Origin of the sequence: Pelagibacterium flavum (genome assembly GCF_025854335.1) — a bacterium.
GTDB classification, from domain to species: Bacteria; Pseudomonadota; Alphaproteobacteria; order Rhizobiales; family Devosiaceae; genus Pelagibacterium; species Pelagibacterium flavum.
Window position 1 is genome coordinate 1,137,721 of record NZ_CP107716.1, and the last position, 16,095, is coordinate 1,153,815.

Below are 16,095 nucleotides of genomic sequence, written 5' to 3' on the forward strand. Positions count from 1 at the left end.
TCAAGGGGAATAGAGGGTTTGGCGAACGGGGCAAGCGTGGTCGAAGCCAAAGGGCTCGGGCTGACATTTGAAACTGCGGACGGGCCGGTACACGCGCTTTCGGACGTTAATCTGGCGATTTCCAAAGGCGAATTCGTTTCGTTCATCGGTCCATCGGGGTGCGGGAAAACCACGTTTCTGCGGGTGATCGCCGATCTCGAACAGCCGACATCGGGCACGATCACCGTCAACGGGCACAGCCCCGAACAGGCGCGCAAGGATCGGTCGTACGGATATGTGTTCCAGGCCGCCGCGCTTTATCCGTGGCGGACCATCGAGCGCAATGTGGGCCTGCCACTCGAGATCATGGGCTATTCGAAGGCCGAGCGGCAAAAGCGCATCGCGCGGACGCTGGAGATGGTCAATCTTTCAGGGTTCGAGCAGAAATTTCCCTGGCAGCTTTCGGGCGGCATGCAGCAGCGCGCCTCGATTGCCCGCGCGCTGGCCTTCGATGCTGATCTGCTCTTGATGGACGAACCGTTCGGGGCGCTCGACGAGATCGTGCGCGATCATCTCAATGAGCAGCTGCTCGAACTTTGGGCCAAGACCGACAAGACGATCTGTTTTGTCACCCACTCGATCCCCGAAGCGGTTTATCTTTCGACCAAGATCGTGGTGATGAGCCCGCGTCCAGGCCGGGTGACCGACATTATCGAAAGCACACTCCCCAAAGAGCGTCCGCTCGATATCCGCGAGACGCCGGAATTCCTCGAAATTGCCGCCCGGGTCCGTGAGGGACTGCGGGCCGGGCATTCCTATGAGGAATAGTAAATGAAGCGGCTGGCTGAGGGGAGTTTCGTTCCGGTCCTGGTGGTGGTGCTCGCCATCATCGCCATCTGGTATGGCGGCACGATTGTTCTCAACACGCCCTGGCAGCAGAGCGTTTATGCGCGGGCCGATCTTGTCGATGTGCCGCTCACCCAGTTTCTGGCTGACGTTTTCGCCCAGCAGCGCCCTGTGTTGCCGGCGCCCCATCAGGTGGCCGTCGAATTTTACAATTCGGTGTTCAACGCCAATCCTTCCACCCCGCGCAGCCTGATCTTTCACGCCTGGATCACCCTTTCGGCAACGGGGCTGGGGTTCATCTTCGGCACGTTGCTGGGGATCGGGCTGGCGGTGCTGATCGTTCACAACCGGGCGATGGACCGCTCGCTGATGCCGTGGATCATTGCCAGCCAGACCATCCCCATTCTGGCGATTGCGCCGATGGTGGTGGTGGTGCTCAATTCGGTGGGGCTGACCGGGCTGATCCCCAAGGCGCTGATTTCAACCTATCTTTCGTTCTTTCCGGTGGTGGTGGGCATGGTCAAGGGTTTCCGCAGCCCCGAGGCCATCCATCTCGATCTGATGCGCACCTATAATGCCTCGGGCAATCAGGTGTTCTGGAAGCTGCGCTGGCCGGCGGCCATTCCCTATCTCTTCACATCGATGAAGGTGGGTGTTGCCGCTTCGCTGGTCGGGGCCATCGTCGGCGAATTGCCGACAGGGGCTGCGGGCGGGCTCGGTTCGCGCCTGCTGGCCGGGTCGTATTACGGGCAGACGACGCAGATCTGGGCGGCGCTTTTGATGGCTGCGGCGCTTTCGGCGGCGCTGATCTTTGCGATTGGCGCCATCCAGTCGCTCACCTCGAAAATGATGGGAGCGCCCGCATGAACGGCTGGATTGTAACGGCGCTGGCGGTCTGGCTGGCCGGGTGGGGGATCAACGAATTTCTGGTGCGGATCGGAACGCGCGACCGCGTTGCGGCGAGCGCCATCAACATTGCCGTTCCGGTGATCTTCGGCGTCGTCCTGCTCGTGGTCTGGGAGGGGCTGGTGCGGGGCTTGAACGTTCCCGCCGTGCTGCTGCCGCCACCATCGGTGATCTGGGAGCGGCTTTTGGCCTCGATCCCCAACCCCATCTGGCCGGACTTTCAGCAGACATTCTTGAAATCGGTCCTTGTCGGCTATGCCATAGGCTGCGGATCGGCGTTTATCGTGGCCGTCGCCATCGACCGCTCGCCCTTTCTCAAGCGGGGTCTGCTGCCGGTGGGAAATTTCGTTTCCGCGCTGCCGCTGGTGGCCATCGCGCCGATCATGGTGATGTGGTTCGGGTTCGACTGGCAGTCGAAAGCCGCCGTCGTGGTCGTGATGACGTTCTTTCCAATGCTGGTAAACACCGTGGCGGGGCTGAACGCCACCGGGCAGATCGAAAAAGACCTCATGCGGACCTATGCGGCCAGCTATTGGCAGACACTCGCAAAATTGCGCTTGCCCATGGCATGGCCCTTCATCTTCAATGCGTTAAAGATCAATTCGACGCTGGCGCTCATCGGGGCCATCGTCGCCGAGTTTTTCGGCACTCCTGTCGTGGGAATGGGGTTCCGGATATCCGCGGCCATCGGACGGCTTCAAGTCGATATGGTCTGGGCCGAGATCGCGGTTGCCGCGCTCGCCGGCTCGCTGTTCTACGGGGTGATCGCGCTCATCGAGCGCGCCGTCACCTTCTGGCACCCGTCCATGCGTGGGGGACGCGGAGGCTAGGGACGAAACCATTCCGTTCGCCGCGCGGCAAACGCGGGGGGCGGGGAAACAACGGGTGGTTTGTGTCCGGCATGGCGCCGGGTAGCCATCGAAAAGCAAGGGGAACATCATGAAAGCTCTTAAAATCGCGACCCTGGCCGGCATGCTTATGGCTTCGGCCAGCCCGGTCTTCGCCCAGGATCTCTATCCACTGACCTTCCAGCTCAAATGGGTCAATCAGGGCCAGTTCGCCGGCTACCTGGTGGCCAAGGAACTTGGCTACTATGAAGAAGCCGGTCTCGACGTCACCATCAATCCCGGTGGCCCCGACATCGCCCCCGAGCAGGTGATCGCCGGCGGCGGCGCCGATGTCATCACCACATGGATGGCGGCGGGCCTTGCGGCGCGCGAACGCGGCGTGCCGCTGGTCAATATCGCCCAGCCCTTCGCCACCACGGCTCTGGAAATGGTCTGCTCGGAAGAAAGCGGCGTGGAAACCACTGCCGATTTCCCCGGCAAGACGCTGGGTGTCTGGTTCTTCGGCAATGAATACCCGTTCTATGCGTGGATGGCTCAGTTGGGGCTGTCCACCGATGGCGGCGAGGACGGGGTCGAAGTCTTGCGGCAGGCCTTCTCGGCCGACCCGCTGCTTCAGGGGCAGGCCGATTGCATCTCGGTCATGCGCTACAATGAATACAAGCAGGTGCTCGACGCGGGCATTCCCGAAGACAGCCTGACCCTGTTCAACTTCGCCGATGAAGGCGTGGGCATGCTCGAAGACGGTCTTTACGTCATGGAAGACCGGCTCGAAGACCCAGAGTTCGTCGAGGCGATGGCGGCGTTTGTCGAAGCCTCGATGGCCGGCTGGGCCTATGCCGAGGAGAATCCCGAGGAAGCTGCCGAGATTGTTCTCAACAATGACATGTCCGGCGCGTTGACGCTTGAAAGCCAGATCTATCAGGTCAACGAAGCTGCCGCGTTGGTGGGCGATAGCCCGGCGCTCGATATCGAAGCGTATGAGCAGACCGTCGCGACGCTGCTTTCGGCAGTGTCCCCGGACAATCCCGCGATTACCGCGGAGCCGGAAGGCGCCTATACGACGGTGGTCACCGACCTCATCGAATAGGGCCGGTTACAAGCCCGACTGAAAGAGGCGGAACCTTCCGCCTCTTTTTTTATTCGCCTGTTGCATTTTGCCTCTCCAAATTCGCTCGCAAACACGATAGAGCGGAAAAGGAATTTCGCCGCGCCGGGGAAGTGGGGGTGCGGCAATCATGAAGACACGTTGCGCAGGAAGCGCCTGAAATGGCGGCGTTTCGGCGCATATGCAAATCCAAAACGTTTTGGCTCGCGGCAGGGCCGCGACAGGAGTGACGGACAATGACGATCAAGGCGCTCGTCTGGGGCGAGAACGTTCACGAGCAGAAAAGCGAAGTGGTGGCCGACCTCTATCCGGAGGGAATGCACGCTCAAATAGCCAAATTGCTGGCTGAAGACGCCGGTATCTCAGTCGATACCGTGGTGCTGCAGGACCCAGAGCATGGCCTGACCGACGCCGTTCTGGCCGATACCGATGTGCTGTTGTGGTGGGGGCACGCGGCGCATGGCGATGTCGATGACGTCATCGTCGAGCGCGTGGCAAAACGCGTCTGGGAGGGCATGGGGCTTATCCTTTTGCACTCGGCGCATTTCTCCAAGATCTTCAAGCGACTCATGGGCACACCCTGTGCGCTCAAATGGCGCGAGGCGGGCGAGCGTGAACGGTTGTGGGTCGTCAATCCGCGCCATCCCATCGCCGAAGGGCTTGGCGAATTTTTCGAGCTCGAGAATGAGGAAATGTATGGAGAGCCGTTCTCGGTGCCCGAACCGCTCGAAACCGTGTTCATTTCCTGGTTCCAGGGCGGGGAAGTTTTCCGCTCGGGGCTGACCTATCGGCGCGGGGCGGGCAACATCTTTTATTTCCGGCCCGGACACGAAACCTATCCCACCTATTACGACGCGACGGTGGGCAAGGTTTTGCGCAACGCGGTCAAATGGGCGCACAACCCGCAAGGGCGGTATGAGGGCGTTCACGACGCACCCAACGTGCCGGTGGACAAGGCTCTCGAAAAGATCGAAGAGCGCGGCGGCAAGCTGCACAAGGCGGGCGAGGAAGGCTTCCGCTAGGGGCCTGAATCTCAATCAATCAAATTCTTTTGCGGGAGCGCAGCATGCGTCTTGTGATCCTTGGCACGGGCAATATGGCGTCCAGCCATGCGGCGCATTTTGGTGCCATCGACGGCGTTGAAATCGTGGGGGCTGTCGATCTCGATGCCGAGCGTGCCCAGCGCTTTGCCCAGAGCTACGATATTCCCCGCACCTTCACCTCGCTTGACGAGGCGCTCGATTGGGGCCAGTTCGACTCGATCGCCAACGTCACGCCCGACCGGTTCCATTTCGAAACCTCGATGAAAGCGATCGCGGCGGGCAAGAACGTATTCTGCGAAAAGCCTTTGGCGACCCATTACGGGCATGCCGAGGGTATGGCCGATGCTGCCGAAGCGGCGGGGCTGATCAACATGGTCAACCTCACCTACCGCAACGTTGCCGAGTTGCAGAAATTCCGGCAATTGGTCGATGAAGGCGTTATCGGTGACATCAAGCACGTGGAGGCGAGCTATCTGCAAAGCTGGCTGGTCTCGAAAGCCTGGGGCGACTGGCGGACCGATCCGACATGGCTCTGGCGGCTGTCGACCGCGCACGGCTCGAACGGAACGCTGGGCGATATTGGCATCCACATTCTCGATTTCGCGTCGTTCGGCATCAATGCGCCGATTGCATCGATGTTCTGCCGGCTCAAGGCCTTCGACAAGGATCCGGACGGGCGGATCGGGGATTATGTGCTCGATGCCAATGACAGCTTCACAATGAGCCTTGAATTCGGCTCGGGTGCCCTGGGCGTGGTGCATGCGACGCGCTGGGCATCGGGCTATCTCAATACGCTTCGCCTGCGGGCCTATGGCGACAAGGGCGGACTGGAAGTCCAGCACGGTATGAACGGGTCCTCGCTGCAGATGTGCGCGGGAGAGGACGCCGAAGTCGCCCACTGGCAGGACGTGCCGGTCGAGCCCGTGCCGACCAATTATCACCGTTTTGTCGAGGCGGTGCATTCGGGCGTTAATGGCGATCCCAGCTTCCGCTACGCTGCGGACATGCAAAAGGTGCTCGATCTGGGTTTTGTATCCGAGACCAAGCGGCAGGAAATCACCGTAGGATAAATCTCCCCCTCTGGTCGCTTCCCCTGCGAAAGCCGGGGCCCAGCAGCATGAACCGAGCCACTGACGCCGCCCCCATCGGCCCCGGCTTTCGCCGGGGAAGCGCGGGACGTTGGGTAGAATCTTCATAACGTTAAGCGGTGCCGGAAAAGAAAAGGGCGCGTCTGGTGACGCGCCCTTCGTGCATGATGGATAAGCTGTTTGCTTATTCGATAATCGTGATGCGACCGTCGGTGTAGGGGGTGTATTCACCGCCCTGCGCTGCGATGTAATCGGCCAGAACCTGCTCGAGCGGCGGGCCGAAATCGTAGGGGTTGTCGCCTTCGGCAAATGTGCCGTAGCCGTCGCCGCCGCCACGCATATAGTTGTTGGTGACGATGATGTAGGTGGCTTCCTCGTCGATCGGCACCCATTCCCCGCCCTCATTGACAAGCACGTCACTGATGCGCTCACCGACCGGATTGGCCAGGGTGTAGGAATATTTCAGCCCCGCGACCTGCGGGAAGCGACCGGCGCCGTTCTCGATGTCGGACACGCCGTTTTCCAGAGCGTCAATCACATCGGCGCCGGAAATCTCGACAGTAGCCATGGTGTTGGAGAAGGGCAGGACGGTCAGCACTTCGCCCATGGTGATTTCGCCTTCGTCGATGGACGAGCGCAGGCCGCCGCCGTTCTGGATGGCGATGGTCGCACCCTGTGCGGAGGCGCGGTCGAGGATCGCATCGGCAACCAGGTTACCCATGGAACATTCCTCGACACGGCAGACTTCACGGCTGCCTTCGATGACCGCAGTGGTGGTTCCGATCACCTCTGACATCAGTTCCTGAAGCGGTTCTTCGAGTTCGGCGAGACGAGCGACATATTCCTCGTTCGGGGTCACCGAGGCATCGATAAGGATCGGAGCGCCTTCAGCGGATACGACATTGCCTTCAGCGTCCCAGGTCACGGCGATCTCGCCGAGATATTTGCCATAGGCGTAGGCTGTGACGACGGGCACCTCATTGCCATCGACGCCGTCGATGAGTGTCGGATAGCCGCCCACCGCGCTTTCGTCGGTGTTGGAGAGCAGCGAGTGCGAATGGCCGCCAACCACGACGTCCACGCCGGGAACGTTGGAGGCGATCTCAAGGTCACGGCTGTAGCCGACATGGGTCAGCGCGATGATCTTGTCGATGCCTTGGGCGGTGAGGGCTTCGGCCTGTGCGGTGAGGCTGTCGATCACGTCCTCGAACTCGACATTGTCGCCGGGCGAAGAGGTTTCGTCGGTGTCTTCGGCCAGGGCCGAGATGATGCCGATCTGTTCGCCGCCGATTTCCAGAACATGGGTCCCCGGGATGCGGCCTTCGAGCAAGGGCTCGTTTTCGACATTGGTGTTGCCCGAGATCAGCGGGTATTCGATGGCGTCGAGCAGCGCGGCCAGTTCTTCCGGTCCGTCGTCAAACTCGTGATTGCCAACGGCCATCACGTCGATGCCGAGATCGTTGGAGAACTCGGCGACGATTTCGCTGCGGTACTGGGTGTAGAACAGCGAGCCCTGGAACCAGTCACCGGCGTCGAGCAGGACGACGTTTTCGCCGTCGAGTTCAGCCCGCTTGTCGTCGATCGCTGTCTTGACGCGCGCAATGCCGCCGAAACACTCACCGGCGGCGTCGGCTTCCGCATCGCAATTGGCGTCGAAGGCGTTAATGGGGCCGAAACGCGAATGGAAATCGTTAAGGTGGAGGATATTGAGCGTGAATTCGCCTTCCTGCGCGCTGATGGGGCCGGTCAGCCCCACGGTCAGCGCCAGCGCGGAGGCGCCGAGCAACAGATGTTTCATGATCCCTTGTTCCCTTTATCTTCGAGACGCTTGCCACGTCTCTATTCCATGCCTTTGCGACGGTCGTGTTACAGCGCCGCCGTTGTGCACATGGGAGCAAAGTCAAACACGTTTGTCTGGAGAGGGGAAGCGAAAATTTGACCGGCTGGTCAATTTATGACGTCCTTGTCACAAATGCCCTACCAGCGCAGGAGTTTCCGGCCCAGCAGCGCACCGGAGAGGGCGACCAGCCCGACCCCCACAGAATACCAAAGAGCCAGGAAAAGCATCCCGTATTCCCCACAATGGAACGCATAGACCGAAGCGCCTGCACCACCCGACGCGAGGCCCGCGGCCAGGCCGGCCAGAGTTGGATTGGCCGGGGCAAGGCGCCGCATGACCGCCAGCATGATGGCCAGCACGGGGGCGGAGAATGCGACAATGAAGAACGGGCAGACCAGCGCCGTGCTGCCAAAGATCAGAACGGGCCTGACTGCCTCGGGCGCGTTGCCCCACTGCCAGAGCCCACCGGCCAGCGTGAGGGCGAACACTCCGCCAACCGCCCACAGACCCGGCCAGCTGTCTTTCTCCGGGCGTGACAGCGCCATGGCAGCCGCCAGGCCAAGCAGGGCGAGCACGCTCGTATAGCCAAGCTTGATCCAGAACATGGCGGTGCCCGGTGCCGTGAGGATGTCGGTGCGCAGGCCGATCCAGAACACCATCATGATCGCGGCAATGATGGCACCAGCGGTTACCGCGCAAGCCAGCATCCATTGCGGCGTGCCGCGCCGGGTGGGGCGCAAATCGTCGACGAGGCGATCGATCAGATCGGGATTGTTCATCGTCTGTCTCCCGCAAAGCGCGCCATGAGCGCTTTCAAGCCCCGGTGGATGGCGATTTTTGCCGCGCCCTCGGTCATGCCATGGGCCGATGCGGCTTCAGAAACCGAAGAGCCTTCGACCTTGACCTTGCGGATCAGGGTCGAAGTGCGCTCGGGCAGGGTTGCGAGCACCCGGTCGAGATCGTGGGCAGCCATAGTGCTGCCCGGCTGCGAGCCATCGGCGAAGTCATCGTCCAGCGGCACTGTGGCACGGATGGAGTGGCGGCGCAGATGATCGACGAGCTTGTAATGGGCAATGGCGTGCAGCCAGGCGGTAAACGGCCGGTCCGGATCGTAGGTCAGACGTCTTGTGTGCACGGCCAACAGCGTCTCCTGAATCAAGTCCTCGACATGGGCGGCATGGGTTGGAGCGAGCCGCCGGGAAAAATAGATGCGCAGATAATGGGTCAACTCGCCGAGAAGCTGACGATAGGCCGGCTTGTCGCCGTCGAGCGACGACAGCACCAGCGCACGGAGCTGCGTTTCGAGAGAATCCATATGCATCAGGCCTCTATTCGTCCCACGCCGCCGAAACGTTACAGCGGGGCCGCGAAATAATCGAGTTGGGTACACGATTTCGTGAGGGTGTAACCTGGGCTGAACCGAAAACGAATGTTGAGCCGTACCGTATCAATGAGCTGCGGTCGCAACCTCAAGGGAGACTAAATGATGTTCACCAAAACGATTTTTGCCGCCGCCGTTCTTGCGCTGACCCTTCCGGCCGCCGTCCAGGCTCAGGATGCAATGGCCAGCGACAGCATGGCCAGTGACTCGATGGCGAGCGATTCCATGGCCATGGATTCCATGGCGCCGATGATGTCGGAGGAGGATCTCGCGCTCTGCATCGAGCAGGCCCAGGCGATCACCTTTGCTGACGTGGCCGCAGCGGCGGAAGAAGCATGCCATACGGTTCACAATGGCGAGGCCATGGGTTCCGACGCCATGGCGGGTGATGCTATGGCGAGCGAGACAATGGAAGGCGACGCTATGGCGCCGCAGCAGTAAGCCTGCTCTAATGCCGCTTCGCCCCGATTGGCGGATGCCATGGGGCGAAGCATTCCGACAGGGAGAACGAGATGTCCGGAGCTTCCAGCCAGGACCCCACCGCCAGGCAGGTCATCAAGCGTCAGTCGATCTGGACGCGGCTCACCCATTGGGTGTGGGTGATTTGCCTGTTCTTTCTGTTGTTTACCGGACTGCAGATTTTCAACGCCCATCCGAGCCTCTATATCGGGCAGCAATCGGGGTTCGAATTTTCCAATTCGATCCTGTCGATGGGCGCCGTCCGCAATCCCGACGGATCGATCTCGGGGATCACGACAATCTTCGGGCATCGCTTCGATACCACCGGTATCTTCGGCTATTCGGGGCCGGAAGGTCAGGAACGGGTGCGCGGCTTTCCCGCGTGGGCGACCATTCCCTCCTATCAGGATCTGGGCACCGGTCGTGTCGTTCACCTGTTCTTCGGCTGGCTTCTGGTCGGCACCATGTTCGTCTGGTTCGTTGCCAGTCTCATCAACGGACATTTGCGGCGCGACATCATTCCGACCGGCACGGACATCAAGTCGCTGCCTTCCGATGTTGCCGCCCATGCGCGGCTGAAATTCCGTCACACGCGGCATTACAACGTGCTGCAAAAGCTCAGCTACGGCGTCGTGCTGCTGATCCTGTTTCCGCTGATCGTTCTGACCGGGCTCTCCATGTCACCGGGCATGAACGCGGCCTGGCCGTGGCTGATTGAAATCTTCGGTGGGCGGCAGACGGCGCGCACCATCCATTTCATCACCATGGCGCTGCTGGTGGGGTTCTTTATCGTCCATATCGTCATGGTGCTGCTGGCAGGACCGCTCAACACGATGCGCTCGATGGTTACCGGCAAATACAGGATCGACCCCGAAACGGAGGGAGAGAAATGAAGCGCTTTTCAATGCAGCGGCGAAAGTTCCTCACCGCGTCGGCGGCCGGCGTGGCCGGGGTGACGCTGGCGGGGTGCGATCAGTTCGATTCCCTGTTGCGGCCCGGCCATCCGGTGCGCGACACGCTCGCTTCGGCGAACGATCTGACCCTTGCCGCCCAAAGACTGTTTTTGGGCGATGAGGCACTGGCCAAGGAATTTGCCGAAAGCGAAATCCGCCAGGGCATGCGTCCTAACGGGACAACCGACCCGCAGAAGGCCGACTACGTCGCGCTGCGGAATAATGATTTTGCCGACTATCAACTGGTGGTCGACGGACTTGTGGAAACCCCGCAATCCTACTCTCTCAACCAGTTGCGCAATATGCCGTCGCGGACCCAGATCACCCGCCACGACTGCGTCGAGGGTTGGAGCTGTATTGCCAAATGGACCGGCGTGCCGCTTACGCTCATCCTCGACGAGGTTCGCCCCACGGCCAATGCGCGCTATTGCGTTTTCCATTGCTACGACAATTACGGGGGCGGGCTTTCGGCCTCACCTTATTACGAAAGTGTCGATCTGATCGATGCGCGCCATCCTCAGACGATTCTGGCCTATGGCATGAACGATGCCGCTTTGCCGGTGCGCAACGGCGCGCCTGTGCGGGTGCGGATCGAGCGCCAGCTTGGCTACAAGATGGCCAAATATCTGCGTCGCATCGAACTTGTCGACGATTTCAGCCAGTTGCACCGCGGCAAGGGCAGCTATTGGGCCGATCACGGGTATGATTGGTACGCAGGGATATAGGCCGTCCGATTACGTTTGGTCGAGCTTAACGCTAAAGGGCACCTCAAAGACGTGCTCTTGGAGATTGTCGCCATCGCCGCCGCGATCGACGACAAGGAAGTCGCCTTCCTCTTCAAGCGTCGTCAAGACGCCGTGCCAGACATTGCGCCCGATATTGATCCCAACGCCGGGTTCGGTCAGGAAAGCCAGTGGCGTACCGGGGACGCCATCGCGATCCGGTGCGACGATCACCAGGAAGGGGCGCCGATGGAGCGGCATGAAGGCCTGCGAGCCCAGCGGATGGCGTTCGACCAGCGTCAGGGACAAGGGCAACTGATAGGGCTTGCCGCGAAAGATCGAGATCAGCGTGCGCCCGTTCTCACCACCGATTTCGACATTGGCGAGATCGTGGAAGCGCTCGGTCATCCCGTTGTTGATGGGATAGTGATGCGCGCCCTCGGTGGTCAGCACCTGCCCGAACGGGGCGAAGGCCTCTTTGGTCAGCGGCGCGGCCAGAATTGTTTTCGTCATGGGCGGCCCAGCTTCATGTGTCGGTTGACGTCCTTGTAAAGCAGGTAGCGGAACGGGCCGGGACCGCCTGCGTAACAGGCCTGCGGGCAAAAGGCGCGCAGCCACATGTAATCGCCGGCTTCCACTTCCACCCAGTCCTGATTGAGCCGATAGACCGCCTTGCCCTCGAGCACGTAAAGCCCGTGCTCCATGACATGGGTTTCGGCAAAGGGGATGACCGCGCCGGGCTGCAGGGTGACGATATTGACGTGCATGTCGTGGCGCAGATCGGTGGGCTCGACAAAGCGCGTCGTTGCCCATTGGCCCTCGGTTCCGGGCATGGAGGTGGGGTCGATTTCCTGATCGGAGGAGACGAAGGCGGGCGGGGTGTCGAGCCCTTCGACCTTTTCGTATGCCTTGCGGATCCAGTGAAAACGGGCAGGTTCAGCGCCGGTGCTGCGCAGGGTCCATTCGGTTGCGGGCGGGATATAGGCATAACCGCCCGGCGCCAATGTGTAGGTGGTTCCGACCAGCGAGAGCGAAATTTCACCGGCGGTAACAAACAACACGGCCTGGGCCTGCGGGTCGGGCTCGGGCCTGTCGCTGCCGCCACCCGGCGCGACTTCCATGATGTATTGGGAAAACGTCTCGGCAAAGCCCGAAAGCGGGCGCGAGATCACCCATAGCCGCGTCTTGTCCCAGTGGGGAAGATAACTCGTCACGATATCGCGCATCACGCCCTTGGGGATCACCGCATAGGCATCGGTAAACACCGCGCGGTCGCTGAGAATCTGGGTCTGGGGCGGGTGCCCGCCAGGGGCGGAAGCATAGGGGTGATCGGTCATCAAAAACGCTTGTCGGTCAATCGGAATGATCAGACTGACAGCGCCGAGCCCGATTTGGCAATATGGGCGAGGAGAGAAACTTGCGCGGCGCTTCGTTGCCAGCGCTTGGAGGAGCCTCCCACTCGTAATCGGCAGGGCTGGTGCTCCTTCACGATCGCTTACCTCACCCCCCTGCGCGCCATCCTCGGGCTCGCTCCGCTCTCTACCCATCACCATCACCCGCCCCACCCCGTCGTCATCCCCGGGTCAAGCCCGAGGATGACGCGGGGAGGAGTGTGGGATTCTGGAGAACATGCCACCCCTCCCTTGTCATTCCGGGGCTTGTTCCCGGAAACCATCATGATGAGCGTCCACGCCCCAGCCGCAAAGAAACTTATCCCCGCTTCCGTGACCTCCCCCATACTCCCTCTCACGAACCCGCGCATATGGACGCAAGCGCAACGAACGTTTGGGTGGGTTTGGTCCGGGTTCCTTGCGGGTCGCCGCAGGGAAGGCCCAAACGTCACAAGCGCCGGACGGCGTGAACCGGCCGCCTGATCTCGATTTCGAGACTGGCGCGATTTTGCTAACGCCGTCGTACTCTCGAAAGGGAGAAGGGATTGACCCTAGCCTTCTGAAGGGCGACTAAGCCAAAAACCCCGGGCGCGTGGGGCGATGATCGCTTCATATACTAAAATACAGTGCGGAGCGTTCATCGCCCCATGCCGTTCTTCGATCCGTCCTTCGGCCAATCGTGCCGGTGGCGCGATTGGAGGTGAGAAGGCCATGAGAGCTAAGCTCGAATGGCGATCATAGCCCGAGGCCATTGGCCGTCGGAGGTTTTGTCATGCCTTCAGTTCGGTCTCCAGCCGCGACATCAGCCCGACAGCGTTTCGGGCATAGTCGCCGATCCAGCGGTCGTGGATGGATTTTATGGGCAGGGCGTTGAGATGGTTCCAGCGCTCGCGACCTTCCTTACGCGCCACGATTAGTCCGGCGGTTTCGAGCACCTTCATGTGCTGCATCACCGTGCAGCGGTCGATCTGGGGAAACAGTGCAACCAACTGGCCGGTGGTTTTCGGTTCGTCCTTTAAGGCATCGAGGATCGCCCGGCGCTTCCGGTCGGCAAGGGCTTTGAAAATAGTGTCCGAATCATCGTCGCTTGACATGTTATAAATTTATAACATAATGGCCGAAACGCAAGCGGGAGATCGCGAGATGGAGTTCAAATTCACGGTATCGGGCCGGATTTCAAAGCCGGTCCATGAGGTATTCGAGGCGGTGGCCGATCCGAAAAAGCTCTCTGGCTATTTCACCACCGGCGGAGCCCAGGGACGTCTCGAAACCGGCGCCACGGTCACCTGGGATTTCCACGATTTCCCCGGCGCGTTTCCGGTCAATGTTGTGGAGGTGGTGCCCGACGAAAAGATCGTTCTCACCTGGGAAGCGGCGCCCGAAGGCGACGGGAGTGGCAATTACGACACCACCGTGACCATGGTTTTCGAGCCGCTGGACGACAACACACGCACGCTCGTCTCGATCACCGAGCAGGGATGGAAGCAGACCGAGACGGGGCTGAAATCGTCGTATAACAATTGCGAAGGCTGGACCGGCATGCTCGCGGCCATGAAGGCCTATGTCGAGCATGGCATCAATCTGCGCGATGGCTTTTACAAATAGGAGGCGGCATGCCCAATGTTATCGCGAAAACCGAGCATCACTTTCCCAGTCTTTCAGCTGGCGAAGTCTATGCGGCATGGCTCGATCCGGCCGCAGTGCGGGCCTGGATGCAGCGCAACCTCGAGCGCACGGGACGTTCGGCGCGCATCACTGAAATCACGATCGATCCCAGGGTCGGTGGCAAATACCGGTTCTCCGACATCGACGATGAGGGGCAGGAGAACCCCGCCTGGGGTTATTATCGCGAGCTGATGCCAGGTCGCCGAATTGTCTTTACCTGGTTTGTCGAACCTGCCGAAGAGGCTGAAGACAATTCAACGGTGACCCTGGAACTCCGCCCGGACGGGGAGGGATGCGTGGCGATCATGGCCCATGAAATGGACGCGCAATGGGCCGACTATATCGAACCGACCGCCAAGGCTTGGAAGGGCATGCTTGAATCGATCGAGGAGAGCACCTAGTCCGCAAACAGCGCCTCGATCCGCAATTGCGCGATGCGTTCGACCTGGGCGCAGGCGGTGGCGAATTCGGTGTCGCGGTCGTTTTCGAGACGATTCTTGAACGCTTCGAGGATCGACGCCTTGGTGTTGTCGCGCACTGCGATAATGAAGGGGAAGCCGAATTTTTCGACATAGCGCGTGTTGAGGTCGGTAAAGGTTGCCCGCTCCCCGTCAGTCAGCGCATCGAGACCGGCCGAGGCTTGTTCGGAGGTCGAATCTGCGGTGAGCCGCCTGGCGGCCGCCAGTTTTCCGGCGAGGTCCGGATGGGCATTGAGCACGCCGAGCCGCTCGTCGTCGGACGCCATGCGGAACTGGTTGCGCAGGGCAAAGTGGATGCCGAGCGGGCTGTCGTTCGCCGGCCCCAGCTCGGCCTCCCAGGCCCGCTGTGCGATAAAGGGGGAATGCTCAAACACGCCGCCGAATGTCGCCATGAAGCTCTCGGCGTCCATTTGCGAGGGCGCGAGGCGGGGCGGCTGATAGGGGTGGTGATCGGCCCAGTGCCGGGCGATATCGACCCGCCTCGCGACCCAGACCTTGTCGAAACCCCCGATATAGTCGACGAAGCGCCTCAGCCCTTCAAATCGTCCCGGTTGTCCGACGAGACGGCAATGCAGGCCGATCGACATCATCTTGGGGCTGCCCTCCTCGCCTTCGCGATAGAGGCAATCGAAGCTGTCCTTGAGCGCCTGGAAAAACTCTTCGCCATTGGCAAAGCCCGAGGCGGTAACGAACCGCATATCGTTATTCGCCAGCGTGTAGGGAATGATAAGCTGCGGCTTTGCGTTGTGAACCCGCCAGTATGGAAGGTCATCGTCATAGGTGTCGGAGATGTAGGCAAAGCCGCCCTGTTCTGACACCAGATCCACGGTGTTGACCGAACAGCGCCCCGTGTACCAGCCAAGCGGTCGCGAGCCCGTGGCGACGGTATGAAGGCGCACCGCTTGGGCGATCTGGTCGGCCTCGTCCTGCCGCTCCATGTCCTTGTGCTCGACCCATTTATAGCCATGGGAGGCAATTTCCCAATCGGCGTCGAGCATGGCCTGCACCTGCTGTGGCGCGCGCATCAGCGCGGTGGCGACGCCATAGACGGTTAGGGGCAGTTCCGCTTGCGTGAAAAGCTTGTGCAGCCGCCAGAACCCGGCGCGGGCGCCGTATTCATACATGGATTCGATGTTCCAGTGCCGGGCACCGGGCCAGGGCGCCGCGCCCACCACATCGGCCAGAAAGGCTTCGGACGCGTCGTCGCCATGCAGGATGTTGTTTTCCCCGCCCTCCTCGTAATTGAGGACGAACTGGACTGCGACATTGGCCCCGCCGGGCCAATTGGCATGGGGCGGGTTGGGGCCGTGACCGGCCAGATCGCGGGGATAACGCATGGCGCACTCCATGACGGACATACAAAACAGGAGCTTACCTTAGACACAAATTT

General features: G+C 60.9%; 18 protein-coding genes. 11 read left to right on the forward strand and 7 right to left on the reverse strand.

Translation table 11 applies throughout. The annotated features are described in order from the left end of the window. Positions 1-18: 18 nt before the first annotated feature. The 6 genes from OF122_RS05610 to OF122_RS05635 all read left to right on the forward strand — a co-directional run bounded on the left by OF122_RS05610 (position 19) and on the right by OF122_RS05635 (position 5,797). Positions 19-807 (forward strand): ABC transporter ATP-binding protein, encoded by a 789-nt coding sequence (locus OF122_RS05610; RefSeq protein ID WP_264226827.1) that lies wholly within the window; start codon positions 19-21, stop codon positions 805-807. Positions 808-810: 3 nt separating this feature from the next. After that, complete coding sequence (locus tag OF122_RS05615; protein WP_264226828.1) at positions 811-1,692, forward strand: ABC transporter permease; 882 nt, start codon at positions 811-813, stop codon at positions 1,690-1,692. Further along, positions 1,689-2,561, forward strand: a complete 873-nt coding sequence (locus tag OF122_RS05620) for an ABC transporter permease (RefSeq protein WP_264226829.1) — start codon at positions 1,689-1,691, stop codon at positions 2,559-2,561. Before OF122_RS05615 ends, OF122_RS05620 begins: the two co-directional genes overlap by 4 nt. A gap of 109 nt (positions 2,562-2,670) precedes the next feature. Then, positions 2,671-3,666, forward strand: a complete 996-nt coding sequence (locus tag OF122_RS05625) for an ABC transporter substrate-binding protein (RefSeq protein ID WP_264226830.1) — start codon at positions 2,671-2,673, stop codon at positions 3,664-3,666. Positions 3,667-3,920: 254 nt separating this feature from the next. After that, positions 3,921-4,706, forward strand: a complete 786-nt coding sequence (locus OF122_RS05630) for a ThuA domain-containing protein (protein WP_264226831.1) — start codon at positions 3,921-3,923, stop codon at positions 4,704-4,706. Between the two features lie 44 nt (positions 4,707-4,750). Then, positions 4,751-5,797 carry a Gfo/Idh/MocA family protein gene (locus OF122_RS05635; RefSeq protein WP_264226832.1) on the forward strand — a complete coding sequence of 349 codons (1,047 nt, stop codon included), beginning with the start codon at positions 4,751-4,753 and terminating at the stop codon, positions 5,795-5,797. A gap of 202 nt (positions 5,798-5,999) precedes the next feature. Here OF122_RS05635 and OF122_RS05640 read toward each other — a convergent pair whose 3' ends face one another. The 3 genes from OF122_RS05640 to OF122_RS05650 form a co-directional block, all read right to left on the reverse strand. After that, complete coding sequence (locus OF122_RS05640; protein WP_264226833.1) at positions 6,000-7,613, reverse strand: bifunctional metallophosphatase/5'-nucleotidase; 1,614 nt, start codon at positions 7,611-7,613, stop codon at positions 6,000-6,002. A gap of 179 nt (positions 7,614-7,792) precedes the next feature. Continuing rightward, positions 7,793-8,434 carry a DUF1109 domain-containing protein gene (locus tag OF122_RS05645; protein ID WP_264226834.1) on the reverse strand — a complete coding sequence of 214 codons (642 nt, stop codon included), beginning with the start codon at positions 8,432-8,434 and terminating at the stop codon, positions 7,793-7,795. Beyond that, entirely contained in the window at positions 8,431-8,970 is a 540-nt protein-coding gene (locus tag OF122_RS05650; protein ID WP_264227616.1) for a sigma-70 family RNA polymerase sigma factor, read from the reverse strand. The genes OF122_RS05645 and OF122_RS05650 overlap by 4 nt, the downstream gene beginning before the upstream one ends. A gap of 168 nt (positions 8,971-9,138) precedes the next feature. On the opposite strand from OF122_RS05650, the gene OF122_RS05655 reads away from it, so the two are divergent. The 3 genes from OF122_RS05655 to OF122_RS05665 all read left to right on the forward strand — a co-directional run bounded on the left by OF122_RS05655 (position 9,139) and on the right by OF122_RS05665 (position 11,173). Next, positions 9,139-9,477 carry a hypothetical protein gene (locus tag OF122_RS05655; RefSeq protein ID WP_264226835.1) on the forward strand — a complete coding sequence of 113 codons (339 nt, stop codon included), beginning with the start codon at positions 9,139-9,141 and terminating at the stop codon, positions 9,475-9,477. Between the two features lie 71 nt (positions 9,478-9,548). Further along, positions 9,549-10,388, forward strand: a complete 840-nt coding sequence (locus OF122_RS05660; RefSeq protein ID WP_264226836.1) for a cytochrome b/b6 domain-containing protein — start codon at positions 9,549-9,551, stop codon at positions 10,386-10,388. Beyond that, entirely contained in the window at positions 10,385-11,173 is a 789-nt protein-coding gene (locus tag OF122_RS05665) for a molybdopterin-dependent oxidoreductase (RefSeq protein ID WP_264226837.1), read from the forward strand. The genes OF122_RS05660 and OF122_RS05665 overlap by 4 nt, the downstream gene beginning before the upstream one ends. Before the next feature lie 9 nt (positions 11,174-11,182). Here the strand turns inward: OF122_RS05665 and OF122_RS05670 are convergent, their stop codons facing one another. From OF122_RS05670 to OF122_RS05680, 3 genes are all read right to left on the reverse strand, one after another. Next, on the reverse strand, positions 11,183-11,683 hold the full coding sequence (locus tag OF122_RS05670; RefSeq protein WP_264226838.1) for an ureidoglycolate lyase: 501 nt from the start codon (positions 11,681-11,683) through the stop codon (positions 11,183-11,185). Beyond that, positions 11,680-12,507, reverse strand: a complete 828-nt coding sequence (locus OF122_RS05675) for a bifunctional allantoicase/(S)-ureidoglycine aminohydrolase (protein WP_264226839.1) — start codon at positions 12,505-12,507, stop codon at positions 11,680-11,682. Before OF122_RS05675 ends, OF122_RS05670 begins: the two co-directional genes overlap by 4 nt. A gap of 824 nt (positions 12,508-13,331) precedes the next feature. Continuing rightward, on the reverse strand, positions 13,332-13,655 hold the full coding sequence (locus OF122_RS05680; protein ID WP_264226840.1) for an ArsR/SmtB family transcription factor: 324 nt from the start codon (positions 13,653-13,655) through the stop codon (positions 13,332-13,334). 49 nt (positions 13,656-13,704) lie between these two features. On the opposite strand from OF122_RS05680, the gene OF122_RS05685 reads away from it, so the two are divergent. Continuing rightward, positions 13,705-14,166, forward strand: a complete 462-nt coding sequence (locus OF122_RS05685) for an SRPBCC family protein (RefSeq protein WP_264226841.1) — start codon at positions 13,705-13,707, stop codon at positions 14,164-14,166. A gap of 8 nt (positions 14,167-14,174) precedes the next feature. Continuing rightward, entirely contained in the window at positions 14,175-14,627 is a 453-nt protein-coding gene (locus OF122_RS05690; protein WP_264226842.1) for an SRPBCC family protein, read from the forward strand. On the opposite strand, the gene puuE is transcribed toward OF122_RS05690, so the two are convergent. Next, positions 14,624-16,042, reverse strand: coding sequence for an allantoinase PuuE (gene puuE, locus OF122_RS05695; protein WP_264226843.1), 1,419 nt, complete (start codon positions 16,040-16,042; stop codon positions 14,624-14,626). The two genes, OF122_RS05690 and puuE, sit on opposite strands and share 4 nt — an antisense overlap. Positions 16,043-16,095 lie beyond the last annotated feature (53 nt).